At 43.4% G+C, this 26,083-nt stretch carries 23 protein-coding genes and 1 pseudogene; 11 read left to right on the forward strand and 13 right to left on the reverse strand.

All coding sequences use genetic code 11. From position 1 onward, the window contains the following. Positions 1 to 245: 245 nt before the first annotated feature. A complete protein-coding gene (locus JEZ96_RS06135) occupies positions 246 to 2,084 on the forward strand; it encodes a M1 family metallopeptidase (RefSeq protein WP_128090131.1) in 1,839 nt (612 codons plus the stop codon). A 569-nt stretch (positions 2,085 to 2,653) separates the two neighbouring features. Here JEZ96_RS06135 and JEZ96_RS06140 read toward each other — a convergent pair. Further along, entirely contained in the window at positions 2,654 to 3,139 is a 486-nt protein-coding gene (locus JEZ96_RS06140) for a glutathione peroxidase (protein WP_014610184.1), read from the reverse strand. Between the two features lie 147 nt (positions 3,140 to 3,286). On the opposite strand from JEZ96_RS06140, the gene JEZ96_RS06145 reads away from it, so the two are divergent. From JEZ96_RS06145 to JEZ96_RS06155, 3 genes are all read left to right on the forward strand, one after another. Further along, complete coding sequence (locus JEZ96_RS06145) at positions 3,287 to 4,657, forward strand: magnesium transporter (protein ID WP_014610185.1); 1,371 nt, start codon at positions 3,287 to 3,289, stop codon at positions 4,655 to 4,657. Positions 4,658 to 4,716: 59 nt separating this feature from the next. Continuing rightward, positions 4,717 to 5,223 (forward strand): GNAT family N-acetyltransferase, encoded by a 507-nt coding sequence (locus JEZ96_RS06150; RefSeq protein ID WP_198779865.1) that lies wholly within the window; start codon positions 4,717 to 4,719, stop codon positions 5,221 to 5,223. Positions 5,224 to 5,387: 164 nt separating this feature from the next. Beyond that, entirely contained in the window at positions 5,388 to 5,927 is a 540-nt protein-coding gene (locus JEZ96_RS06155) for a YfaZ family protein (RefSeq protein WP_011918965.1), read from the forward strand. A gap of 297 nt (positions 5,928 to 6,224) precedes the next feature. Here JEZ96_RS06155 and JEZ96_RS06160 read toward each other — a convergent pair whose 3' ends face one another. The 4 genes and pseudogenes from JEZ96_RS06160 to JEZ96_RS06175 all read right to left on the reverse strand — a co-directional run bounded on the left by JEZ96_RS06160 (position 6,225) and on the right by JEZ96_RS06175 (position 9,701). After that, positions 6,225 to 6,383 carry a small highly charged protein gene (locus tag JEZ96_RS06160; protein ID WP_041408228.1) on the reverse strand — a complete coding sequence of 53 codons (159 nt, stop codon included), beginning with the start codon at positions 6,381 to 6,383 and terminating at the stop codon, positions 6,225 to 6,227. A gap of 288 nt (positions 6,384 to 6,671) precedes the next feature. Continuing rightward, complete coding sequence (locus JEZ96_RS06165) at positions 6,672 to 8,063, reverse strand: RsmB/NOP family class I SAM-dependent RNA methyltransferase (protein WP_025007431.1); 1,392 nt, start codon at positions 8,061 to 8,063, stop codon at positions 6,672 to 6,674. A gap of 237 nt (positions 8,064 to 8,300) precedes the next feature. Continuing rightward, positions 8,301 to 8,969 carry a glutathione S-transferase family protein gene (locus tag JEZ96_RS06170; RefSeq protein ID WP_014610189.1) on the reverse strand — a complete coding sequence of 223 codons (669 nt, stop codon included), beginning with the start codon at positions 8,967 to 8,969 and terminating at the stop codon, positions 8,301 to 8,303. 17 nt (positions 8,970 to 8,986) lie between these two features. Beyond that, positions 8,987 to 9,701 (reverse strand): annotated as a pseudogene (locus JEZ96_RS06175) (DUF2461 domain-containing protein). A 314-nt stretch (positions 9,702 to 10,015) separates the two neighbouring features. On the opposite strand from JEZ96_RS06175, the gene JEZ96_RS06180 reads away from it, so the two are divergent. Further along, on the forward strand, positions 10,016 to 12,229 hold the full coding sequence (locus tag JEZ96_RS06180) for a TonB-dependent receptor domain-containing protein (RefSeq protein WP_025007432.1): 2,214 nt from the start codon (positions 10,016 to 10,018) through the stop codon (positions 12,227 to 12,229). Positions 12,230 to 12,363: 134 nt separating this feature from the next. Further along, complete coding sequence (locus JEZ96_RS06185) at positions 12,364 to 12,927, forward strand: PhnA domain-containing protein (protein WP_011790067.1); 564 nt, start codon at positions 12,364 to 12,366, stop codon at positions 12,925 to 12,927. Between the two features lie 97 nt (positions 12,928 to 13,024). On the opposite strand, the gene JEZ96_RS06190 is transcribed toward JEZ96_RS06185, so the two are convergent. Beyond that, entirely contained in the window at positions 13,025 to 14,230 is a 1,206-nt protein-coding gene (locus JEZ96_RS06190; RefSeq protein WP_061783335.1) for an MFS transporter, read from the reverse strand. Between the two features lie 230 nt (positions 14,231 to 14,460). On the opposite strand from JEZ96_RS06190, the gene JEZ96_RS06195 reads away from it, so the two are divergent. Both JEZ96_RS06195 and JEZ96_RS06200 read left to right on the forward strand, forming a co-directional pair. Beyond that, on the forward strand, positions 14,461 to 15,039 hold the full coding sequence (locus tag JEZ96_RS06195; protein WP_025007434.1) for a MarR family winged helix-turn-helix transcriptional regulator: 579 nt from the start codon (positions 14,461 to 14,463) through the stop codon (positions 15,037 to 15,039). Positions 15,040 to 15,164: 125 nt separating this feature from the next. Beyond that, entirely contained in the window at positions 15,165 to 16,178 is a 1,014-nt protein-coding gene (locus JEZ96_RS06200; RefSeq protein WP_128090130.1) for a succinylglutamate desuccinylase/aspartoacylase family protein, read from the forward strand. A gap of 19 nt (positions 16,179 to 16,197) precedes the next feature. Here JEZ96_RS06200 and JEZ96_RS06205 read toward each other — a convergent pair whose 3' ends face one another. After that, on the reverse strand, positions 16,198 to 18,225 hold the full coding sequence (locus tag JEZ96_RS06205) for a methyl-accepting chemotaxis protein (RefSeq protein ID WP_025007435.1): 2,028 nt from the start codon (positions 18,223 to 18,225) through the stop codon (positions 16,198 to 16,200). A gap of 171 nt (positions 18,226 to 18,396) precedes the next feature. On the opposite strand from JEZ96_RS06205, the gene JEZ96_RS06210 reads away from it, so the two are divergent. Beyond that, complete coding sequence (locus JEZ96_RS06210) at positions 18,397 to 19,023, forward strand: fumarylacetoacetate hydrolase family protein (protein ID WP_011790062.1); 627 nt, start codon at positions 18,397 to 18,399, stop codon at positions 19,021 to 19,023. A 110-nt stretch (positions 19,024 to 19,133) separates the two neighbouring features. Here JEZ96_RS06210 and JEZ96_RS06215 read toward each other — a convergent pair whose 3' ends face one another. Continuing rightward, positions 19,134 to 19,376 carry a hypothetical protein gene (locus JEZ96_RS06215; protein ID WP_011790061.1) on the reverse strand — a complete coding sequence of 81 codons (243 nt, stop codon included), beginning with the start codon at positions 19,374 to 19,376 and terminating at the stop codon, positions 19,134 to 19,136. Positions 19,377 to 19,706: 330 nt separating this feature from the next. On the opposite strand from JEZ96_RS06215, the gene JEZ96_RS06220 reads away from it, so the two are divergent. Continuing rightward, positions 19,707 to 20,495, forward strand: a complete 789-nt coding sequence (locus tag JEZ96_RS06220; RefSeq protein ID WP_025007436.1) for a hypothetical protein — start codon at positions 19,707 to 19,709, stop codon at positions 20,493 to 20,495. Positions 20,496 to 20,656: 161 nt separating this feature from the next. Here the strand turns inward: JEZ96_RS06220 and JEZ96_RS06225 are convergent, their stop codons facing one another. Beyond that, the gene (locus tag JEZ96_RS06225) at positions 20,657 to 21,202 is read right to left on the reverse strand and encodes a BON domain-containing protein (RefSeq protein WP_011790059.1); all 546 of its coding nucleotides are present in this window, start codon (positions 21,200 to 21,202) and stop codon (positions 20,657 to 20,659) included. A gap of 227 nt (positions 21,203 to 21,429) precedes the next feature. Then, entirely contained in the window at positions 21,430 to 21,879 is a 450-nt protein-coding gene (locus JEZ96_RS06230) for a hypothetical protein (protein ID WP_025007437.1), read from the reverse strand. Between the two features lie 235 nt (positions 21,880 to 22,114). Here JEZ96_RS06230 and JEZ96_RS06235 point away from each other — a divergent pair, with 235 nt between their 5' ends. Continuing rightward, entirely contained in the window at positions 22,115 to 23,488 is a 1,374-nt protein-coding gene (locus JEZ96_RS06235) for a sigma-54 interaction domain-containing protein (RefSeq protein ID WP_014610198.1), read from the forward strand. 77 nt (positions 23,489 to 23,565) lie between these two features. Here JEZ96_RS06235 and JEZ96_RS06240 read toward each other — a convergent pair whose 3' ends face one another. The 3 genes from JEZ96_RS06240 to JEZ96_RS06250 form a co-directional block, all read right to left on the reverse strand. Then, positions 23,566 to 25,248 (reverse strand): diacylglycerol kinase family protein, encoded by a 1,683-nt coding sequence (locus JEZ96_RS06240; protein WP_025007438.1) that lies wholly within the window; start codon positions 25,246 to 25,248, stop codon positions 23,566 to 23,568. A gap of 151 nt (positions 25,249 to 25,399) precedes the next feature. Next, the gene (locus JEZ96_RS06245) at positions 25,400 to 25,594 is read right to left on the reverse strand and encodes a hypothetical protein (RefSeq protein ID WP_011790055.1); all 195 of its coding nucleotides are present in this window, start codon (positions 25,592 to 25,594) and stop codon (positions 25,400 to 25,402) included. 23 nt (positions 25,595 to 25,617) lie between these two features. Then, positions 25,618 to 25,794: a DUF1328 domain-containing protein gene (locus JEZ96_RS06250; protein ID WP_011790054.1), complete on the reverse strand. Its 177-nt coding sequence runs from the start codon at positions 25,792 to 25,794 to the stop codon at positions 25,618 to 25,620. Positions 25,795 to 26,083 lie beyond the last annotated feature (289 nt).

Consider the following 26,083-nt stretch of genomic DNA (forward strand, 5'->3'; position numbering starts at 1 on the left):
GACTCAAGGTTTGAAAATTAGTTCACACAAAGAGCAAAAAAATTTATATAAAAAGATTAATACTGCGTAATAGGTGCTTTCTACAACAGCATTTTATCAACCTCCCCCCCTTAAACGGCAAATGCCTAGAATATGCTTAGTTACAAAAATCCGATGATACATCCTGATCATACCATTTGCGTCTGACTAAATTTGCAGTCGATAATGTGTCTTAATTGCTACAGTGAATACAGGTTATCGAGGCGATGTCGATAGAATCAACACACAGTCATTTATTTATCAATACCGATTGGGATCTGACCCGAGATTATCATTCTTTTGCCAATAGCGAACAGGTGCAAGTGACCCATGTCTCTTTGGAGCTATCGGTGGATTTTTATGCTCAGCGCCTTACGGGTAAAGCGACACTGTCATTGAACTTTGTGCAATCACATGTTGCAGAGCTTTGGCTTGATACTCGAGATTTAACCATACTTGCCGTGACAACCGTTAGTGCAGAGCCCCTTAATGTAGAGTTCCTTGATTTTGAATTCCAAGAAAACAATCCAATCCTAGGGCAAAAACTCTGTATTCGTTTACCTCGCACTCCTTGCTATCAGATTTGTATTGAATACCAAACATCCCCCAATGCACAAGGGTTGCAATGGCTAACGCCAGAACAAACCGCGGGTAAACAACAACCTTACCTCTTTAGTCAATCGCAACCCATTAATGCTCGTAGCTGGATCCCACTGCAAGATAGCCCCAAAGTGCGAATTACCTTCGACGCTAAGGTACATGTACCACTGGGGATGCGTGCTGTAATGAGTGCCATGAATCATCCAGAAACCCCATTAGAAGGCGCCTTTACATTTGAGATGGAAAAGCCCATTCCTACTCACCTAATGGCATTAGCTGTAGGAGATATAGCTTTCCAAGCAATAGGTCCAAGATGTGGCGTTTATACTGAACCCAGTATGCTTAAGGCTGCCGTTGCCGAATTTGATGATACCGAACATATGCTCGAGGTTGCTGAAGCATTACTTGGTCCCTATGTGTGGGATCGCTATGACATCATAGTGCTGCCACCGAGTTTTCCCTTTGGTGGAATGGAAAATCCAAGATTGGCGTTTTTAACGCCAACCTTGATTGCTGGGGATAAAAGTTTGGTGTCAACCGTTGCCCATGAGTTAGCCCATTCTTGGACAGGGAATTTAGTGAGCAATGCAACTTGGCGGGATCTTTGGTTAAACGAAGGTTTTACCACCTATTTTACCAATCGAATTGTCGAAGCCGTTTATGGTAAAGAACAGGCTGAATTAGAGTGGGTGATAGAGTTTGGCCGCCTAAAAGAGGAAATGACCTCGTTACCTAAATACAAACAAACCTTACCTGCGAATGTGCAACTGGACGATCCCAATCTTGCGTTTAATCGCTTTACCTATGATAAAGCTTCCATGTTTGTTCACGAGCTAGAACATAGACTCGGAAGGATTGAGTTCGATAAATTTTTAATCAAATATGTGAGCCATTTTGCTTTTAAAGCCATCACGACCGAGGAGTTTGTCACTTATGCTCAAGCAACCATATTACAAACATATCCAGATAAAATAAGTGAAGTAGAGCTGCTTGAGTGGGTTTATGGTGAAGGCTTACCAGAATGGTATAGAGGTCCAACTTCGTCGAGTTTAGATAAAGTGGATGATGCACTGGCGTGTTTTTTACAGGGGACAGCGGCAAGTCATTTAACCGTTAAAGGTTGGCGAGTTCACCACTGGCAATATTTTTTGAGTCAACTACCTGAAGTTTTGACCCAAGTCCAACTGATGGATCTTGATGACACTTTTCATTTCACCCAATCTAAGAATGCAGAAATTGCCTGTGATTGGTTTAGAGTGGCAATTCGTAATCACTATGATCCAGTTTTGCCAGCTTTAAGTGCTTATTTGATACGCATTGGCCGAGGTAAATTTGTACGACCGCTTTATGCTGAACTACAAATTGCTGGATATGATACCGAATTAAAAGAAATTTATGCTAAAGCTCGTAAAGGGTATCATCCATCGATTCAAGTACAGTTGGATAAGTCGTTAAAATGCCCATAAATTTGAGATAAAAAAATGGCAACCAGAGGTTGCCATAAAAAATCAGAGTAGAATACAAAAGAATTCAGTGCGCTAGCGTGTTTTCCGTTGTATCCCCAAAGGGAGATGATGATGAACGACTAACCAACCTGACTCAATGCGATAAAACAGAAACTGTATCATTTGAATGAAGCTCTTTATCTAACAAGCCCCACTACCAAGTGTGCATTTAATCTCATTTGCTAATCCTTACGTATATTCAGAGTCATCATTTTTTGTAAAGTTCACTCGTTTTAGAAAAAAAGAGAAAATATTTTTTTGGATATGTTCAAGCAACCTAAATAGCAACATTTTGGGCATAGTAAAAGTGAAGTGAAGAGAAGAGATAAAAAAAGGCAACCAAACGGTCGCCTAGTGACCTACTCCTAGGTCAAGGGGCTGCGCTAGAAGCCCTTGGGAGAATGATGAACATGAAAAAGACATTCGCTGCTCAATACATTTGAGTGGTGCGTACGGTTAAAGTTCAATTTTATATTAAAAAAATTAATTTATTTTTTTAACTGAATATTTTCAGATGGATAGACAATAAATTATTTTAACAGAGCGTTAATCTTACTGGTTAATGCTTCAGGTTTTGTCGTTGGCGCGAAACGTTCAATGGCTTCACCTTGACGATTAACTAAAAATTTAGTGAAGTTCCATTTGATCCCTTCAGTGCCTAAAACTCCTGGAGCGGCTTTTTTTAAATACTGATATAGAGGGTGGGTATGCTCGCCGTTCACTTCAATTTTAGAGAACAGTGGGAAAGTCACCCCAAAATTCAATTCACAAAAATGTTGGATCCCTTCCTCATTTGCTTTTTCTTGGGCACCAAATTGATTACAAGGAAAACCGAGTACCACAAATCCCTCATCTTGAAATTGTTTATACAGTGCTTCTAACCCTTTGTATTGAGGTGTAAATCCACACTCACTAGCGGTATTAACGATCAATAAGACTTTACCTTGATACTGTGCCAAGGATACGGTATTGCCTTGAATATCTGTTGCTGTATGGCTGTAAATATTTGATGTCATGTTTATCTCTCCCTTATGTAGGACAATAGCATAATTAATAAATAAATTTATAACAATATACTTGTGTGCAATTCAGTTGTCTTGTTTGCTAATTATCTTAAATATCAATATAGTTACGTGAATTTAGTTGTAAAAAAGGGCGTTCATGTGACTGAACATCAAGCCGAATATGAAACAAACACTCAGGTAGATGTGGGACAGGTTGTTCAACAACTCACTGATGTAGAAGGTGAAGAGCAAGCTGAGGTCTTTAGCGAAATTCTAAACGAAGCGGAACCTGGCACCATTGCTCTGGTGCTTGAGTCTTTACCTTTAGATGAGCGTTACGAGCGTTGGCAGCAGGTTGAGTTTAGTGAACGTGTCACAGTACTCAGCTTGATGCGTGCCGATCCCCGTATGGGGATTTTGCAGCGGATGCCAAATAATGAAGTGGATTTGTTATTTGCGCAATTAAGCCCAGAAGATTTAATTGAATGGAGCGATTACCTCCCCGAGAGTTTTACTGACCGTGCATTGGCGCAAATGGGGGAGCGTCAGCGACAACGTTTTGAGTTATATGATCAATATTCAGAGAATCAAATTGGTCGCTATACGGATCACCAAATGCTGGTTCTCAGTGATAAGGCAACCGTTGCTCAGGCACAGCGTTTTTTCCGCCGTATAGAACTCGATTGTAATGACAATCTGTTTATCGTTAATGATGAAGATAAATATCAAGGTACGGTAAGGCGTTACGATATTTTTAAGCACAATCCAGATGAGTTATTAATTTCACTTCTAGCTGCGGATAGCAGAGCCTTGTCCGCCGATACGAGTTTATTGGATGCGGCTGAAGCGATTGAACATAGCCGTGAAATTGAATTACCCATTATTGATGATCTGGGTGAGTTAATTGGCCGCGTGACGCTGCGAACTGCAACGGCGTTAGTGCGTGAGCACTATGAGGCGCAATTAATGGCAACAGCAGGTATGGATGAGTCAGACGACTTATTTGCACCTATCATGAAAGGCGCTCAACGTCGAACTGTTTGGCTCGGTATTAACTTACTCACTGCGTTTTTAGCTTCAGCCACTATCGGGCTTTTTGAAAATGTGCTTTCACAGGTTGTTGCTCTGGCAGTATTGATGCCGATCGTCGCTTCTATGGGCGGGATTGCTGGTAGTCAATCGTTGACACTGATGATCCGTGGTATGGCGATGGGGCAAATTTCGGTAGGTAACGTGTTTTCATTAATGAAAAACGAACTGGGTATAGGGATTGTCAACGGTATTTTGTGGGCCATCGTGATTGGTATTGTCGCTGGTTGGTGGTTTAGTGACAATACCATTGGCATTGTAATTGCCTGTGCCATTCTGATTAATATGGCTGTAGCCGCGTTAGCAGGAGTGCTGGTTCCTATGGTATTACAAAAGTTTAATCAAGATGCTGCATTATCAGGTTCAGTCATTTTAACGACAGTTACGGATGTGGTGGGCTTTTTTACTTTCTTAGGCATGGCAACCTTACTCTATTTATAATGGAACATGGCGGCATTTAGGGGTTTAACCAATAAATAATATTGATGGATAATTTTGATATGAGTGGCATTCAGTTTGTGCTGAGCGAGAAACCAGAGGAGTTGATGTTAGCGGCAAGCTTAATAGAGCAACGCGATGATAATGCTCACCCACTGGAACACTCAGTTTTTTTTCGCTCTCGTGCAGTGGTTCTTGCAAAAACACCCCAAGGAAATATTGTTGGCTGTGCAGCAATTAAAGCTGGCGAAGGCAAAATAGGGGAGTTTGGTTATTTAGTTGTATCACCTTTATATAGACGTCAAGGGATTGCGCAAGGATTGACACAAAAACGGATTGAAGTTGCGAAATCTCTGGGGATTGCCATCTTATTTGCAACCATTCGAGCGGAAAATATCTCGAGCAGAGCCAATCTATTGAAAGCGGGATTTAAATTTTGGCGTGATTATTTAAGTATCCGTGGTACGGGAAATACTGTCGGTTGGTATTATTTAACCCTAGAAGACAGTATTAATGTTGAAACTGTAATGCAGTCTTTGGCGGGGGATCGAACACCCACCGGTGGTTAAATAATCAGTAAGTGAAGCGAATTTATCACTTATATGTTTTTATTATGATCTTTTTAGTTTCTTATTTGTAAAAAACATTCTTTGATTACATAAATATGCAGATTTTCTTTGTTTCTTCGGTATGATCCGTGTCGATTACCCACAGTCATTATTGAGGTGTTTTTATGGCTAAGTTCAGAGTAGCAAGTGTTTTATTATTGAGCGCAGCAGCGCTGCAAGTGAATGCGTCAGAATTTAATCTTGGGTTGAACAATGACGTGGTTTCTACAGAGTTAGAACTGCAACTGAGTAAAGATACGAATGCAGTATTAGGTTATATCTACTCAGATGATAGTGGTCATATTGCCCAAGGGGCTATGCATATGACCCATGATACTGGTGTTCATCACTTTGAAGTTGGGGCAAAATTGAGCCAACTTTGGGCTGATGAGGCTCCCAATGGCAGTGCTGTTTCTGTCGGAGGTCGTTATATCCTTTCCATGGGACCCAATATTTCACTCCACGCTGCGGCTTATTATGCGCCTTCTGTCCTATCATTTGGCAATGTCGATGGTCATTATGAGTTGGATTCAAAAGTCCAGTATCGTCTTACGCCCAATATGGCACTCTATGTCGGTTACCGGAAACTCGCATTCGAATATGATAATGCCCGAGATTTGACCTTCGAAGATGGTATATATATCGGTGGAAAATTCCGCTTTTAAGTCTTAGCGTTGTGTTAATTATTGAGCCGGCCAAAGTGAACATTTGGTCGGCTTTTTTATACCCTTTGTATTTATTTCATCGATTAAGCCACTAAGACGCTTACAGTGCAAAATCGGCATTTATCATCTAAGTGCGGAGTATATTAATTAATCTATTGATTTTACAACTGAACATATTGAGAAAGGCTGAGAGAGGATCAGTAGAGTGAACTAGCAAGTTGGAGGGCATCCAACTTGCTCGGATTTGACAGATTTCATAAAACGCGAACTTGTTAACACAAATTCTTAAAAGCTAGGTTACTTCGATTTATGCTGATAAAAATCCACCTCTGTATCGTCCGAGAAACGACGTTTTGTATCCCTACGTCGCTGTTTTACACGTTTATTTTTTTGTTTACCTTTGACGTTATCGCCCCATGGCGCATCATCGTCGTCAAATTCATAGGAGTGTGACATGGTCAAAATTCCAAAAAATACCTGTGCCATTTTCAGCACTCGATCTTTTTACCCAAAGGTGCGATGAAGCTAAAGCGAAATTTTTCATCATTGATGGTGAAAAGTTTTGTCCAATAAGCTGCTTACATGATACTCATCGGTTTACAGTGAATTTACCTGTTATTTTTCACACTTATCTTTTTGATATCTAATCAGTATTATTATTTGCTGAATGTAGTGTTTTTTATGCGTGATGATATGCGCCCAAAATCTAGGGCGCGAAGATCCAATAAAAATAATGAGTTAGTGTTACTTGTTGCGCAGCATACGCGCGACAAACATACCATCACTATTCGCTTCAAAAGGCCATACGGTCAACATTTCTGTTTGTTCACCCGTAAAAGGATGGCGTATCGGCGTGAGCATGAACTCTGGATGTTGCTGTAAAAACGCCGTCACCACGTCTTGGTTCTCGAGCGGCGACAAGGAACACGTGGCGTAAACGAGTACGCCGCCCGCTTTAACTGCTCGGCTACTGCGGCTTAAAATATCGAGCTGTAACGCGGCTTTATCGGCCACGGCTTCAACACTATCCAACCAACGCATATCGGGGTTACGTCGCCAAGTGCCAGTGCAACTGCACGGGGCATCGACTAACACACCGTCGAAATGATCCGCTGGCACGGGCAGGGCATCGCTCTTCCAACGGGCCACGCTAATATTGTTAAAGTGGGCTCTTTGGGCACGCTTAGTCAGTTCTTCTAGGGCATTGGAGCGAATATCGGACGATATGATGCTGCCCGCAGAGGGTGTTTGGTTATCAGCAGCTTTAGCTAACATCAAAGAGCGCAGTTGCAGGGTTTTACCACCTGCACCACTGCAAGCATCCCACCAATGGGCATCGGGTTCTGGCGCGCAAATTTGCCCTATGACCTGTGAAGCCAAATCTTGGATCTCAATGTTACCGTCTTTATACAGGGCGATTTCATTAAGATTCATACTCTTACTGCCAAGGTTAATGGCATCGTTAAAGTAATGACCATAACTAGCATCGATGCCAAGCGCTTGCAGTTGTGTCGCCGCATCTTGGCTAGTGATCCCCTGTGCGCGGCCCCAAATTGGTGGGCGACTGGACATAGCCTCAATTAATTGCGTTTGCAGAGCCGCATCAATAGGACACACTTGCCAGAACCAGTCGGGTAATAAATCCTGTGGTTTAAGCTTCGCCGCGGGAAATAAATGCTGCATTAGCGTGAGTTTGTCGTCGAGACTGTCAACGGCAAGCGCTTGAGCCAGTTGATAATCGATAGGCGACTGCGATAACTCATGCCAAGCTGTGGCGATATCTTGCCAAGCATGGGCTTCCAATAACGCACTGGCGCTTAGGCTGGCAAAATAAGTCGCTGATGCTTGTTGATCGCCTATTCGCTGAAACCAACCCCACCAGCGAAATAGACTAAACAAAGATTCACGGATGACTTTACGATCTTTAGAGCCGTGTTTTTTATATTCTCTAAAGTAGTTGGCCAGAATACGGTCGGCGGGCATTTTACTGCTTTGAATTTCATCGAATAATTGCTTAATTGTACTGGCGTAACTGAGCGCACGTTTTTGCGCTGGGGTGCTCGCCTCTGCATTTAACGCTGACGATGTGTTTGAGTTGGATGCCTTGTCGGAAGAGAAGCTGCTTGGATTACCCATAAATTTAGCCTGAATTATGCTCTCTGTGGCTGCGCCTTATGTAGGAGGCATAACTGTAACAGAGGGAAAAATAAGTGGCGCAGAGTGTAGCAGTTTTGCCCGATAACAGGCATAAAAAAAGCCCCAAAGTCGCATCAACTTGCGGGGCTTTTTGTGGTTGAGTCACTGAAACTCATAGTGCATTCAGTAACAAAGGGTTATTTGCAGACTATCGCTCAATTACCGCTTGGAAGGTGATTATTTCGTCACCATCTTTTGGATTTGCTTAGCCCGTTCTTCATCACTCATTTCCACCGGTGGTGGCGTGACTATGCCTTTTTGGCACGCGGGTCTGAGTGCTAACTCATCTAACCAACGTTGCAAATGTGTCAGACCTTCCATATTGATGCCGCTCCACTCGTGGATCCGCACCCAAGGCCAAGTGGCGATGTCGGCAATCGTGTATTCGTCACCTGCAAGGTATTGATTTGTAGCTAGTTGAGTATTCATAACCTCGAATAAACGTCGACCTTCTTTTTGATAACGGTCAATGGCAGCGGGGATTTTTTCAGGGAAATACCTAAAGAATACGTTGGCTTGTCCCATCATGGGACCGACGCCGCTCATTTGGAACATTAACCATTGGATCACCTGTGAGCGCTTTTTAGGATCGGCTGGCAGGAATTTACCTGTTTTTTCGGCGAGATACAGCAGAATCGCACCCGATTCGAATACCACAAAATCCTCGTTATCGCGGTCGATAATGGCGGGAATGCGACCGTTGGGATTGATGGCGATAAACTCGGGCTGTTTTTGCTCACTGGTGCTGAAATCTAATTTATGGACACGATATTCAAGTCCCATTTCTTCCAGTGCGATGGAAATTTTAAAACCGTTAGGGGTCGCGGCTGTGTATAAATCTATCATGATGATTCCTTATATTTTTAAAAATCGAGATCGAGCGCAAAACACAAATAGGCCATCAGTTGAGTGCAATGTGCAAACTGCTCGGCACAAAAACGGGCGGCATCTGGGCGGCAGAGCTCCTCAAAGGCGATATTTTTAACTGCGATAAAATCTTTTCGTTTTAGCTCAGTGAGCATAGGGTGGTTTTTATCAAACCCTTTTGGGGGGGCGAGTTAAGCTATCTCCATCCATAGTAAATCCATGGTTTTGCAAGGTTTGTAATGCTTTTTTATAACCGTTGGGATTTTCATCGATACAAGTGCGAATGGCATTTAAGGCTTTTGATTCTGGGTGCCAAATCCCTGCGGCAATAAAACAGCCGTCTTCGGCAATGTGCAAATATAGTCCTGGCGCATGCACATCTTTACCTTGAAAATGCCGAAATTGAATACCGATATTGGTTTTATAGGGCGTTTTATCTTTGCTAAAACGGCTGTCTCGCTGGGGACGCATCAGACTGCCACCGACTTTTTTCGGTACGGCAGTGAGCCTAGGCGAGAGGGCGAGAATACTGGGCTGCATTTGCTCGATAAACTGCAGTGCAGGTGTTCGCACAGTCTCTTCGTATTCTGCCTGATGGGCTTTAAACCAGTCGCGGGAGTTGTTTTGTGCCAGTTTATTTAAAAATTGCAGGCTTGCTGCGCTGAATGTTGAACCCGTCGCGATGGGGGTGTTAGTTGTTAAAGTGGCCATTATCGATGAACCTTATTAATGCATATAAAACGAGTGCAAACAGCATAGATGTTAACCAAGCGAAGCAGAGGCGAGTCGCCCGTATGCTTCACTTATCCTGCCAAAGAATGCTATCAAGAGGATAAAGTGCTGTTTAATTTGGTACTAATACTGCCAGTCTTTAGCAAGATCTTCACTTAAATTTTCCAATGAAAGGTTTTCCTATCGTTTGTCTATTTACATGTAAAGCTAATTGAGAACTATTCTTATCTTTCGTTTTGATGCCTATAATGCCGCCCTAATTTTACATTGAGTCGTAAATAGGAAGATGCTGAATGTGTTATCAGCCTAAATTAGGGAAGTTAAAAACGAAAGTCAGTCTATTTGTTGTGGGGATTTTACCTTCACTACCGTTACTTGCATCGGATGTTCTGGGTGAACCGAAAGTACAGCCCATTGAAGTCATACAAGTTCACGGACAACAGTATCGACGTGTGATGACGGTGACTAAACCCGGTGAAGCGATTATTTCCATGGATCAAATCGAGGAGATGCAGGCGACAACTTTCGCCGAAGTGATCGATGATATGGCCGGCGCCCATATTGATGGCGGCACTCGCAGTGGTGGTGAACGTATTAATGTCTGGGGCTTTGGCGAGACTGAAGATTTTAATGTTTATGTGGATAATGCTCCGGTGGGATTTGAGCAGTATCGCTATGGATCATTTTTCCTCGATCCTGATCTCATCAAGCGAGTGGAAGTGATTAAAGGTGCCCATGATGTGCGCTCTGGCAATGGCGGTTTTGGTGGTGCCATGTATGTTGTCACTAAATCGGCTGATGATTTTCTTAAATATGATCAATCCCTTGGCGCGCGAGTCAAAACCAGCTACGCCAGCAATAATGACGCTATGGGTTATACGGGGACAGTTTATGGCCGCGTGAATTCATCTCTATCTGGTTTGCTGCATCTGACGCGTCGCGATGCGGGGGACGTCACCTTAGCCAATGGTGAAGAGTATGAATATTCAGGCTATGAGCAAAATAACTACCTAGGTAAGATGGATTACGCACAGGGCGATCACCAATTAGCGTTGAGCGTGACCCATTATCTTGATGAGGGCCGCAAACCTTGGGCTAACCGCCGTGGCCCTATGCCTGCAATTTCGGACTACAACATCAAAAAGTACGGTTCCTACGAGCAGGCTCTGTATGCCACAACCGCCTACAACACTTATGAAGACAACACTTGGTCGGCTAATTATCGCTATTCGCCGAGTAATCCCCTGATCGATACCCAAGTGGTCATTTCCCATTCGGCGAATGCACGCCACTGGGTAAGACCCGATATCGCGTGGGAGAAAATGACGGTTTCCGTAGGCAACTTCGGCCATGAATCTTGGCTAGATTACAAACGTGACTACATTGATATCAATAACTTGAGTTTGATTGGCGACCATGAGATCACCACTGGATTACAGTACCGTAGTCTTGACCGCACTTCGCTTGTGTTTAACAAGAGTTATGAGAAGAATCCTGAGAAAAACTTTGGCTGGTACACACCTTACTATCAACCTGAAGGTCGCCAAGACACCTATGCCGCCTATGTTCGCGATGCAATTCATATTACTAATGACTTAACTGTGACTCCCTCGCTGCGATATGACTTTATCTACAGTATAGGTAGGCCAAATATTGCGCCAGATTACAACGATATTGCTGCGGGCCACGACTATAGCTCGACCCATCATTCGGGTTTCTCACCAAGATTAGGTATAGATTACCAACTGACAAATCACGCTCGGTTAAACTTTGATTACGCCTATAGTCTGCAAGCCCCTGTGGTGGATGAAATTTATGCCGTGCAATACGCTAAGGCGAGTATCACTGGCACGAGTCGCAACATTGATGTCGAACGCTTGCATGCCTTCAAATTAGGCCTAATGACGCAGCACCAGCATGTACTTGCCAATGAGGATGCCTTATCGACGCAAATCACCCTGTTTGCCAACTTAGGCCGTGATGATATTGCCCAGCGCCGCGGAGCTAAGTCTGATAAAACCCAGTTAATTCAAAGTGGTTACACAAATCTTGATGGTTACCATATTTACGGTGCCGATTTTGAAGCCCAATATCGCTATCAAGATGTGTTCAGTGATCTTGCGGTTTCATGGCTGCAAGGTAAACACAATGGTTCGCTCAGAGATAGCCAAGATGACGATGAATACTTAGCTAACATAGCCCCACTCGATATTCGCCTGCGTTTAGGCATGTATATTACCGATGACATTTCTATCGCTTGGCAGGGCGCTTGGTATGACGCTCAAGATCATGTTCCCCACGGTGATATCTTTAATGCCGAGTCACCCAGCGAGAATTATTTCCTACAGAATGTGTATTTTGCCTATGAACCTCAAGCCATTTTAAAGGGATTAAGTGTGCGTTTGATGGTAAAAAATCTCACCAATCAGCAAGTGGTACCGTTTCTCTCCGATGGGATACCCGCAGCTGGGCGTGATGTCCGTTTGAGTTTAGCCTATGAATTTTAAAGATAAATCACCAAGGCTGTGTGGACTAGGTATATATAGCTCATAAAAAATAGGGTTATATTGCCTCGGCCCCCTGCCGAAAAATGCCATTTTATGGCATAATCCGCGTTTTACTAGGCATATAGAACAGAAAAATGACTGAAAATGAATTGCTAAGTCGCTGTGGCGGCAAGTGTGAACTGTGTGGCAGCGAGCTTGAACTCTCTATTTATGATCTGCCAGCCTCCGATGGCCGTGACAATGAGATCATGATTTGTGAAACCTGCAGTGGCCAAATTGCGGCACCGGATACCATGGACATGAACCACTGGCGTTGTCTGAATGACAGCATGTGGAGTCCTGTACCGGCAGTTCAAGTGATGTCATATCGTATGCTTAAGCGCTTAAATGGCGAAAGCTGGGCGCAAGATTTGCTGGATATGCTTTACCTTGAAGACGATTTAAAAGCGTGGGGTGATGCCGAAGTTGCCGCAGCAGGTGACGATGCGACGCCAACGTTAGACAGTAATGGTGCAGTGCTCAATGCTGGCGATACTGTGGTCATCATCAAAGACTTAAACGTGAAAGGCACGAGCTTTGTGGCTAAGCGTGGCACAGCTGTGCGTAACATTGCTTTGACCAACAACCCAGAGCATATCGAAGGCCGCGTTAACGGTACTCGTATTGTGATTCTGACGTGCTTCGTTAAAAAGTCTTAAGTTTCGCTTAGTGTGAGCGCGATTTATTTAGCTCAACACAATAAAAACCGCCATGATCGTTAGCCGATATGGCGTTTTTTTATTTTAAATTAGATGGTTAAGATACGCAGCGGGTGATTTGATATTGGCGTGCATAGCCCTGCGGATTAAATTGCCAAGATAATATCCACGCGATCACACTTAAGCCACCGAGTAATAGCCAAGCACTGTTAAAGCTGTTGAAATTATCGCGAATTAATCCGGCAATCCAAGGCGAGATAGCCGCTATGGTATATCCCACACCTTGTACAAAGGCAGTTAATTTACCTGCTAATATAGGATTTTGTTGATGATCCATAGTGACAATCAGCCCGAGTGGAAAAATCCCGCCAATACCTAATCCTGCAAGTCCCGCCCATAAAAATAGCGATAATTGAGGGGCGAGTGCCAGTCCCATAAAGCCAATGAGTTGTAGCAAGCAGAGTAGGGCTATGATGGCGCGTCTGTCCGTCGACTTGCTGGCAAGCCAAGGAAACACTAAGCCTGCGATTACTTCCATGCTGGTTAAAAAACCTAACACTAATCCCGATTGAGTTTGGCTATAACCTAGCTCGACCGCGTAGGGGGCTAGCCATGCAAGTACGCAGACATAACAGCTTGTGCCTAATGCAAAAAATATCGCCAATAACCAACTGCGACGAAAACGCCAAAAGTTAAGCTGCAAAGCTTGCTCTTTTGCTTGGCTAGGTAATGCAGCTTTATGTTTAATCAGGAGCCACAGCACGAGTGCGAATATGCCTAGCCAAGTCCAATGACCTAGACCCGCGCGCCAACCTAAGTGCATCTCGATAAAAGGCGCGCTACTCGCCGCTAATGCGGCGCCGCCCATAATGGCGGTGACGTAAAGCCCCATCATTAAGGGCACCCGTTCACCGAAATTAAGCTTAATCATGGCGGGCATTATGGTTTGAATGAGGGCGATTGCGACCCCAGCCAGTAATGCCGAGCAGATAAGCCAATTGGCATCTATCGCCCAGAAGCGCATTGCAGTAGCGGCGATCAGCAGTAGCAATGATCCTGTCATTACGGTATTGAATCCTAAGCGTTTAGCGATACTAAAGCCTGCAAAACAACCCAGCCCCATGGCGAGCACGGGCAGCAATGTCAGCATAGACGCTAAGGTAAAGCTTAAGCTGATATCCTTTTGTATGCTGGGCAGTAAAGGCCCAACGGAGGCGAGAATGGGACGTAGATTTAGACCAATAAGGATGAACGCGAGTCCGAGCAGCAATAAATTCGCTTTCTCTGTCTGGGGGGATCGCATGGATTGTCTCCAAAAATAAGCTGAGTTTGATTTGCTGAAAAAGTGATTTGTAGCAGCATTTAGCATACTCATGATGATTTCCTTTCAACAACAGTAGGTTGAAACCACATCACTACAATTCAAAAAGAATCTCTTTCAGATGTATCTTGATGTAAAGATATTTTAATTCTGCGAGAAAATGACTAAGATGTAAAGAATGATGTAAAGAATCTTTATATTGAGATAAACCTATGGCAGCTAAAATGACTCTCACTCACGCAAGCCCTGCGGATACTAACGCGAGTTCTACGAATAAAAAGAAAGCGGATTCGAATCCCAAAGAAGATGGTCTCGATAGAATTGTTGAACAGTGGCAACAGCAAGGGGTGACTGAGGATTTGATCCCTATGGCTGTGCTCGGGCGAATCGCTCGTTTAACGAAATATATCGAAGTGGTACTGCTGCAATGCCACGCCGAATTTGGCTTAGGTCAGGGGGAGTTCGATGTGCTCGCGACGTTAAGGCGCTCGGGAAAGCCGTTCACACTCTCGCCTTCACAACTTTATCAGAGCATGATGCTAAGTTCTGGCGCTATGACCAGTCGTTTAGACAGACTCGAAAATAAGGGACTGATCGAACGGGAGCACAGTAAGGAAGATCGTCGTGGTGTTCATGTCTCGTTAACTGCTGAGGGTAAGGCGCTCATTGATAAGGCATTACCTCAGCATATTCAATGTCAAAGTGCGTTGTTCGCGGGCGTGAGCGTTGAAGATAGGCCTGTGTTACTGCAGATTTTAAAATCTTGGCTGAATCAATTTGAGCCGCAATAATTCGTTTAAAATCCCACTTTAGTCTTTAAAGTAGGCTGATATGCAATAGCGGATCACTTTGGCAAAAATGCGGTAAACATGAGCCAACCGCACGGGATAACATTTGATAGAACAAGGGAGTTGCCATGGTAAAAAGACGTGAAGCATTTGAATTAGCAGGTAAACGAGTCACAGCGGGGACTCAACTTGGGATCAAGTTGTCAGTCGCAAAATTATATACCGATACGCAACTCGAAATTCATGTGGAAGTGTTTCACGGAGCCAAACCTGGTCCGACTTTACTGGTCTGCGCCGCCATTCATGGGGATGAACTCAATGGCATTGAAATTTGTCGGCGTTTATTAGCTAGGGTCAATCCAAAGAATCTGGCGGGCACGCTAATTGTGGTGCCTATAGTGAATGTGTTTGGTTTTATTCAGCAATCCCGTTATTTACCCGATCGCCGTGATTTAAATCGATGTTTCCCAGGTTCCAGTAAAGGGGCGCTGGCAAGCCGTTTAGCTAATCTGTTTGCGACTCAGTTATTAGTGCATGCAACCCATGTGATTGATTTACATACAGGGGCCGTCCATAGGGATAATCTGCCGCAAATTCGCTGTGATACGAATGATGAGACTATGCTCGCCATGGCGAATGCCTTTGGTGCACCGCTGATCATGCATTCTAAAGCGCGCGGTGTTTCTATGCGAGGTTACGCTAATCAACAGGGCATTCCTTGCATTTTATATGAGGCTGGTGAGGCATTACGCTTTAGCGAGTTGTCGATAAAATCAGGCCTTAAAGGTGTGCTCAATGTGATGCGCAGTTTAGATATGCTTAAAGGGCGAGTGAGCAATAAAGGATCGAGTGTCAGTGCTATTCGCAGTTATTGGGTTCGCAGTGAATCCGATGGTTTAGTGAATATGAAGCTTAAACTGGGCCAACGGGTGACTAAGGGCTATATTATTGCCCATATCGTCAGTCCTCACGGTGGTGACAGTGTGGCCATTCGCGCCCCAACCGACGGTATTATCATCGGAATAAGTAATATCCCTGTGACTAACGAAGGTGAGGGGATGTTTCATATTGCCCAGTTCGAAGGTGACGAGATTGAAATTGCCAACGAACAACTCGATGAATTTCTGATGGAGTACGCCTAGATTCTAGGTCCCATCATCCCTACAATTTAAACCGCTCTACTGAGCTGGTGAGTGAATGGGCAAGCAGAGTGACTTCGTTACTGCGTTTGGCCATGTCCATGGCTTCATTGGCATTTTGGTCTGCAGATTGTGCCGCCTCGCTCATGCTCGACTCAATTCGCTGACTGTAATTAAGTTGTTCATGGGCGGCTTGGATGATGTGTTGGCTCATGTGATTAATTGAATACAATGAGGCTTCAATCTGACCGATAGCACCATGTAGCGCCTGACTTTGTTCAACACATTCATTCGCTTGATGTTGGCCCGTCCTAATCGCATCGGCTGCAGTGGACGTTTCTTGTTGCAGAGCCGTGATCATGGTTTGAATTTCGGCGGTGGCGGCTTGGGTACGCGAAGCAAGCGATCGCACTTCATCGGCCACCACAGCAAAACCACGACCGTGTTCTCCTGCTCTAGCCGCCTCAATTGCCGCATTTAATGCCAGTAAATTGGTTTGCTCTGCGATGCTGCTGATCGTCGTTAAAATGCCCCCAATATTATCGCTATGGATACTTAAACGTGACATGATTTCGACTGAATGGCTTAAACGTGCACTGAGTTCAGTGATTTTCGTACGGTTATCATCGGCAATTTGCTGCACTTGATTACCGTATTGGGAGGCTTGGTTGATTTGTTCTGCGGATTCTGATGCTTGTTCTGTCACAAGATTTGAGCTAGTAAACATCTGTTCTGCCAAGGCTTTCGTTTCATCGACGCGGCTAATTTGCGCCGTTGCGGCATTGGCGATGCGCTGGCCTTGTTCATTGGTTAGAGTCGCAGAGCTGTCCAATAAATGGGCATTTTGGCTGATGTTGGTTAGTAGCTTGGCAAGATCGTCACTTAGGGTGTTCATATTATCTATCAAGGTGCCAAATTCATCGTCATGGTGTTTGTGAATACGTTTAGATAAATCCCCTTGAGCTATGCTTGCGAGCGCGCCATTGACTTGGGCCAAAGGGGTGAGCATAGCTTTGGAGGTAAAGAAGGAAATAAAACTCACCATAACGATAAATACCAGTGTGAGCACAATCGCTAAGGTTTGACCCTGTTGAATATCATTACTGGCAATGGTTTGCAGATTGCTAAATCGGCGGTCGGCTAAGGTGATTAATTTATCTAAGGCAAGGTTATTAGCATTAAAATCTTTGTCGGCATTTTGATAATGTTGTTCAGCTTGTGTTTGTGCCTCAACGACCCTTTTTTGTGTTTGATAAAGTTCGGCGGGTGTCGCGAGTAAAGAGGAAATAATGGCGAGTTGTTGTTCAAAAATGGATAGCAAATCTAGGGTATCTATTCCCATCGTTTGTTGTTTTAAAAAGCTAAAATTGGTATTGAGATTACCCAGCAGTAAACCAACATCTTGTTGGTGGGAATCAATGGTATTTACCGTTTTAGTGTGTGTAAGTTCTCCCATAGTATTACTTAAGGTGTAAAGCATATCGTCGATACGTGTACCTGTACCGATAATTTCTTCGAGTAAGACTGGATTGTCTGGCAGGGCAATTGTTTCCAGATCGATCATGGCATTACTGGCTTGAGTTTTGGCTTCATTTAGCTGGTTAAAAAGTTGTTGATAAAGCAGTTTTGCCTGTTCACTGGCGAGTTTAGCTTCAAACATGGCCTGAGTTTGCTGTAAGTAAGACTGGTATTTTACTTGCGCTTCTTTCAATGACGTTTGCATTTGCGGTTGATCTACTACCCTTTGCACTAATTCATTTTCGATATTTTGGTATTTTCCCTGCAGGGCGGTAAAAGCTTGTTTGCTTTGAGTTAAAGCAGAACTGTCCTGTTGGCTATAGGCGAGTGTCGCCAGCCGTGACATTTTGAGTAACACTAACTGCAAACTGTTACTCTGTTTTTGTACTGGAACAGCTAAGGTTTCAATATTTTGATAAGCCATTTGCACTTGGGTGAGTGAATAATAAAAAAAGCCACTTCCTGCAATAAGCAGGGCACCTATAGCGCTAAAACTTAAGATCATTTTTTGTTTAATGCTGAGTGTTAACATAGGGCTTATTGCCTCTTGCTAGTGCCGTTTCTAGGTGGATTTATTTAGCATCCTAGGGCATTAATTATTAGGGTGCTGTTTTTATTGATATATTCATTTAAGTGTAGCAGAGTTCTACAGGAGTAAAGTTGCTCACTTTGTTTTCAGTTTAATGGGCGTGAAAGGAGAGAAATGAAAACGGTAATGTTAGGTGAGTCGGCCGTAGTGCCAACAAAAATTATCTGTGTTGGGCGGAATTATGTGGATCATATCCATGAGTTAGGCAATGAAATACCTGAGGATATGGTGGTATTCCTAAAACCTAATTCAGCGATAACGACCGAGCTTCACTCACAACATTTGGGTGAAACGCTGCATTATGAAACTGAACTTTGCTTTATGTTCCTGCATGGTCGTTTTAGTCATGTTGCAGTGGGTTTAGATCTCACAAAACGTGATTTGCAAACTAAGTTAAAAGCTAAGGGATTGCCTTGGGAGCGAGCAAAAGCCTTTGATGGTGCAGCGTTATTCAGTCCGTTTGTGGCGATTGATGATGCAGAGGCACCACTGCATTTCACCTTGAGTATCAATGACAAGCTAGTCCAAGAGGGGCATATCGATTTAATGATTTACAAACCTCAAACCATATTGTCCGAGCTACAGGCATTTATCAGTCTCGATGAGGGCGATATTGTGATGACAGGCACACCCAAGGGCGTGGGAAGTATTCCCGCTAAAAGTGTATTTAACGTCACGCTGAGCCGTGGCCTGCAAGCGGGTGCTGAACCTTTGCTCGAATATCAATGGCTGAGTGTTTAGCGCCTGATAATATTATGTTGCACGAAGCCGAGTGACTCACCTGTTTGAGTCATTCGCCACAACTCAAGGTGTTTAACAGCACTTATCTCTGTGCGATTAATGTTGGATAATTACAGTCCTGCAACGGCTTCCATATCGAGTTCGATATCAGTGCAGCCTTTAGCGCAGAAGATCCCCGCAGTTTGTTCCGCTTTTACCTGCTCGGGTAATACCACTTTTAGCGTTTGCTTACAGCTTGGACATTGGACTGGTTTACCTTTAAATACCCGTTTAATCAGATTTTTCTGCTCATTGAATGAAGCAGCAGTAGTTTGGTTCAATACGGTAAAAGGGCTAGTCGAGGCTGTCGTCATTGGTGCGAAAATCCTTAGCGAAAGGTTAAATAAAACCACATTGTTCGAGTTAATGTGCCATCGATGATGGCTGTGAATGACGGTGATTATAACGTCAGTGAGTGTAGTCGCTAAGTCACGACTATCCATAAATTGACATTTATTTCCCCCTCGGTTGCGCAATTTTTGCGATATTTGCTGAACTTTGGCTGACTAATACAAAAATAAACTCAATTTCAGTTCATTCATAGGTTTGTTTTTCAGTGCTATCTGTAATACTGCTTTTGTCTACAAATTGGGGTGATACTGCTGCAAACTGAAATGAAATTTAAAGGGTGACTGGGGGAAATAATGAGTACGTTTGTAAAGTTAACCATAGCCGCAACAGTCGTCGTACTCGGCATACTTGCCGCGGGCATCTATCGTTTTAATATGACGAATGATGATGTGTTTATGGTCGTGGAAGATGGGCGAGTGATGCCATTTGATGATGCGATGGCTCTAGAGAATGCGAAGGTACAAGCTAATCGTGTTGACATTAATGAGACAGATCTTGTCGTACCAAGTGAGATAAAACCAGTTGCCAATGCATCTGAGGTGATGCTGAAACTGTTTACGCTTAATACTGCTAACCCCTTTGAAGTACATTTACCCGAAGGACATAAACCTGTGGCATTAACGCATTTTATTAAAGTTAAGCAAACAGAGTTTGCCATTGGCGACTACCAAGACGGTGACGTCAAGGGACGAGTATTGCTCGATTATATGCGTATTACTCCGCTTAATTTTGATCCCGCATTAGAGCCAGACACACAGAGTAATGCTCCTATTCAATTGGATTTGAATGCGCAAACAATGCCCTTTGTTGCGCCATTTATTGTGACAACTCAAGGTTCTGGGGTGTTTTGGTATCTTGGATTATTTAACCTCGATTATGAACACTCCAGTTTGAAGCATTTGGGGAGTGTTTTGATTGGAGATAGGATTGAGGTTGATAATGTTGAACCTGTTTATCCCTTTGAGTCACCTTATAAAATCGCCGTTACCTATAGAGATAGGGCACCTAATCAACCTATGTCAGAAAATCCTGAAATCGTTAAAACCTTAGAACTGACAGTTACTGAAACGGGGATTAACTAGAGCGTGCGAGGCGTTATGGGTATTTTTGCAGAGTGTGAATAGGGTCCGCTGCCAACAATAAAAACAAAACCCACCTAGGCGGGTTTTGTTTTTGGACCGATAATTCAGTCCTATAGCTTGATGTTAATCATTTGTGAAAGCGCTGTTTTGGAGCTGATTTATCAAACCTTTTTAACTATGCTGATTTTATCAACCACCTTTTTAACATCGTCGGTGTTTTCTGCAATTTTCAGCGCGAGTTGACGCTCTGCATCGCTTGCGACTTCCCCTTTGAGAGTCACAACACCATCGGCAACATCGACGTTAATTTGGGTGCCAGAAACATCGGTTGAAAATAATAAACGGGTTTTGACAACGGTGGCGACTTTGGAGTCGGTTAAGGTTTTCATCACATCGCTGGTACCATCATCTTTACTCATTACGGTTAACTTGTTATCGACATCTTTTACCCCATCTAGGCTTTTGATAAGCTCTGTTGCAAGGGCTTTATCGACGCGACTTTCTACTTGTCCGGTTAAGGTCACATGACCATCTTTTACATCGGTCATAATGTCAAAGGAGTTCAGGTTAGTATTGAGTAACAGGGTCGTTTCTGCTTTACCATCAATCCAAGCATCTTTGGCTTCATTTTTCCAATCTTGAGCTGCAGCCACATTTAAGCTGATTGAACCGATAAGTAAGGTTGCTAATACTGTTGCTGTTTTCATGATGATATCCTCAGTTGTTGACTCAAGGATAGATATAGCGTGAATCGTGCCAATGTTTTTAACTTATTGATTTATTTATTTATATAATAGTTTTATCTTTGATTTAGGCTTGTTGTAGAGGCCATTAATCGGTCTTTTTTACCGAATAAATGTAATTATTGCAGAGAGACCCTCGATGCAATTGACATGAAAAACCGCACAAGACTGTGCGGTTAGTAACTAGAGCGTTAAGGGTTATGAAGGGATTGCATGGCATCGCAACTGATTTGTAACCAAGCAGTGCCTTCGGCAAGTTGACATGTGAGATGTGGATGATGTGCTTGTTTTACTGCCCGCTTTAGTTGAGTTAGCACTTGTTGCTCGATCTCGATAAGAGCCGCAATGGCCACAGAGATTACGTGTTGTTCTAATAGCGTTTCAACTTGAGCATAAGGATTTACTTGTTGGTTAGTGATGTTACCTGTACTTGGATAGTCTTGCGGTAAGGATAGTCTGATTAATAGACGTTTATAGACAGAGGATTGCACCCTAAGAATACGTTGCAGGTTATAGTCATCGACCAGAGAGATCGCGCGAGTGTAGAACTCATCTCCCCTCTGGCAGAGTGTAATAATCCCCTCGCTAAGCTTGATATCGGCGCTGATATCAGTCTGATGTTGCACAACATTAGACTTCATAATCCATCTCCTTATGCCTGAGTCCGGCATTCTTGAGTTAATAATGTCAGTTTTGTTCAGCTACCATGCATATTCCGTTCTCGTTTTTAGTGGTAGATTAAAAGACTGATTTATAGAGCGATATTTTTAGTTAGTTCAGTTATTCGATTGGTATGTCGGAAACTATTACCATTGATGTTGTTAAAGTTTCACGGCTGGCATACAGTGGATCTTCATACACAGGAGTGAACTTAGCATGGCTCGACCAACACTTTTTTATCACCTACAGGATTTAGGTGCCGAGCAAGCACTTGTGCAACTTGAAGGTGCCTTACATTTTAATAAACTGCGTAGTATTGATGACTTACCTTGGCTTGCCCAGCTTGAAGCCAATCATGTTGATGTTGCAGTTATTGAGTTTCCTTGTCTTAGTCACGAGGACTATCTTGATTTAATGAAAAATGCAGCTATGTCGGGGATTGAGTTTATCTTTCTCTCCAATGGTCAGCCCAATCCCAACCTAGATAAGCTTATGGCGCAATATGCAGGTTATCATCTTCGCAAGCCATATGATATGTCACTGATAAGTAGTATTTTAATTGATTTTGCTCAACATTTAGTCGCTAGTTCACCCAGCCGTTCAAGCCCCTTTTTAAGCGAGTTAGACCAATACGGTTTACTTGTCGGTTCGTCGGCGCCTATGCATAAGTTGTATCGCACCATTCGTCGTGTATCAGTCACCGACAGTAATGTATTAATTATTGGCGAGAGTGGTGTAGGTAAAGAGTTAGTCGCTAATACTATCCACCTAGCAAGCCCTAGAGTGAATGAGCCCTTTATTGCGATTAACTGCGGCGCTCTCAGTCCCGAATTGGTTGATAGTGAGTTATTTGGACATGTTAAAGGGGCTTTTACTGGTGCAAATCGGGATCATAAAGGGGTTTTTGAACAGGCGGAAGGTGGAACGTTATTTCTCGATGAAATAACGGAAATGCCTATAGAGCATCAAGTAAAGTTACTTAGAGTGCTAGAAAATAATGAGTATCGCCCAGTGGGGGGAGACAAAGTACTCCACTCAGATGTACGCATTGTGGCGGCAACGAATCGTGATCCTCTTGCGGCAATAGAGGCTGGGCTATTTCGAGAGGATTTATATTTTCGCTTGGCTCAATTCCCGATTAGAGTTCCACCATTAAGGGTTCGTGGTGAAGATATTATCGGATTAGCGCAGCATTTTCTGGCTTATCGTAATGTGGCTGAAAAGCAGTGCAAAGTTTTCTCAGAGGAAAGTCTGCGGATGATTGCTGCTAATCGTTGGACAGGCAATGTACGCGAGTTAAAACATGCCGTTGAGCGGGCTTATATTCTGGCGGATCAAGAGATTTTGCCGAGTCATTTGCAGCTAGAACAGGAAATCGATAACGCCAAAATTGCTGAGGAAGAAGTGATTATTCCCCAAGGGATGCGTTTAGATGATTTGGAGAAAATTGCCATTTATCAAGCACTAGAGTCCAGTAATGGCAATAAAACCGATACTGCTGAACAATTAGGGATTAGCGTTAAAACCCTCTATAACAAGCTCAGTAAGTATGAACAGCAAGTCGAGTCAGGTGAGCCTACTGCAAAATAATGAGTGTGTTTCAATATAGATGAAGAAGTGATTGACGTTGAGGCATCAAGACATCAAGGCATTAATGCCACAGATGATTACAAGGTTGTTTCTTCGGTTATTTCTTGATAGGGAACAAACACCTTAAGGGATGCGGGTTGAACCTCAATGGTAAGATCCGCAGGCTCAAACACTTCGCCATCAATCACATATTTACACTTAGGCTGACTGCTAATGGTGACCTTTTTAGCGTGGGCGTGGTGGACTTTACTTAGGCGAGCTTGTTGAACTTTTAGATCTTTATGGCCTTCTTTAACCCACCCAGCGATTGCTAATTCGGCTAAGCCAAGCAAGGGGCCTTTGGGGTCATCGTCCGCATCCAACCAGGTAATATCGAGCAATCCATCGGTCATATTGGGTTCGCCATTTCCTTGTGCTAGCAAACTGGTAAAGGGGGCGGCATTGGCAATTACTAAGCTGTGGGTACGGATCGTTATCGGCGCGGCATCGTCCAAACTTAACGAGATAGTTAAGGTTTCTGCCATACTCATCGCTTGCCATAGACCATCGAGGTAGGCCAGTTGACCTAGGGCGTTTTTACGCTCGCGGTTTGCTGATTCAATCATTTTTTGCTCAAATCCAATGCCGACAAGTAACAACACTAACTCATCATTACAACGTGCGGTATCTATAGCTTGGTTGTGTCCTTGAATAATATTATCCAGCGCCTGAGAGATAGGAATTATCTTGCTGCCTAAACCAAATAGCGCATGACTTAAGGCGTTCGTCGTTCCTAAAGGAATAATCCCTAACATGATATCGGTATTCACAACTTCTGATGCGACCTCGGTTACCGTACCGTCTCCGCCACAGGCGATAACGATATCTGCGCCTGCACTGCGGGCCTGTTGAGCGAAGATATTTGCGGTTTCGTCTGCTGTTGTGAGAGTTAACGTCAGGTCAAAATAGGCTTTGAGTTCATCTTGGATTTGTTCGCTGTATTCTTGCCATTTTCCGCCGCCAGAGACTGGGTTGGCGATAATCCATGCTACTTTGTGGATGTTAATTTTCCCTTGACTGAGCATGCGATCAAGCGCGCGTAATTGCCATTTGTTTAAGCCTGCGGTTTTGCGGACTTGCTTTATCTGTTGCAGTACTTCTACGAAGTGCTGTTGTTTATCTTTACAAACCAAATAAGCGGCGAGTACCAGCACTGAGCGGCCACGACCCATAGCACAGTGGATGAGTACCTTTTTATTGGCGCGCACTTGGCGGTGCAGCCAGTTAACGGCTTGATTGAGTTGGGCACTGGTCGGCACACTATGATCTAAGATGGGAATATTTAAATACTCGATATGATCTTCAAACTGTGACCAATCTAAGCCATCAAACTCAGCGGTGACATCCAGAATGGCAGTGATCTTATTGGCTTTAATCTTTTCCAGATCCGCAGGAAAGAGTCGACAACCGAGATACAGATGTTCATCTATCCCCTGCATCGATGGCACTGAATCACATTTTCTCGCCCAATGGTTATAGAGTCGGCAACCCAATAAAAAAGGGATAAAACCCCAGCGAATATACCAAGGAATAGTGCCATCTTGGCGTTTTCTAAAAATACTGGCGCGATTAAACCAATAGGCTGAGCCGACTAAAAACAGTGACAGGCTCGTCCATGCCCAAATGAACGTAAGCAGAGGAGAAGTTCCTGCCACCGCAAAATAGGCGAATAGCATGGCACCTGCTGTGTACAAATATTTGATGTGGATCTTCGTTAGCATGCAAGTTCTCCAATGCCGTTGCTTTTGGTTAAATTCGTTGCACTTGAAATGGTTGAATGTGAGATGAAGATGTTGAAATGATTGAGTGTAAACCAAAAGGGTAGCAGTAGATGTGTCTATTGCTACCCTAAATCAGATAAAGCTTGTTAGCCTAGCACTTAGTATCTTTAGCCTTAACGCCTTCTTTGACTTCTTCACAGGCATCTTCGATAGCGTTGCCTACATCGGTAATGGCATCATCGATCTTTTCACCGGCATCTTCGGCTTTGTTATCACTACAGGCAGATAGGCCTAGGGCGAGTAATAATGCCAGTGCTGCACTTGTCATTAGCGTAAATGGTTTCATATCTATTTCCTCTCCAATAAAAATTAAGGGCGCGGGGCTCTACCTTTGATGGCATTGACCAACAGTGAAATCACCAGTAACACAATAAATAAGAAGAAAATGATTTTTGCGATACCAGCAGCGGCTCCTGCAATACCAGTAAAACCAAAGAGCCCAGCAATAATGGCAACAACCAAAAACATTAATGTCCAACCTAACATATTAACCTCCTATCCCAGTCTTTATCCTTCATCTGACCCGTTTGTGTCATTTGTAAGGTAATGGTGAGTGGTTATTTATAGGATGCGAGCTTAATGCCAATGTGATTTTTTAAAGGTAACATTTTGACTTTGTTTATTTATATTTAGATTTAGTTGATTTTTTTCAGTTTACTTAAATGCAAATTAAGCAATTTTTACCTTACTTTCGGTAAAAGTTTCAGCCTCAATAACTGTGCTTTTTATCAATAAAAAAGCTGACACTGTTACCCATGCCAGCTTTATATACAAG

This window comes from Shewanella putrefaciens (genome assembly GCF_016406325.1).
Lineage (GTDB): Bacteria > Pseudomonadota > Gammaproteobacteria > Enterobacterales > Shewanellaceae > Shewanella > Shewanella putrefaciens.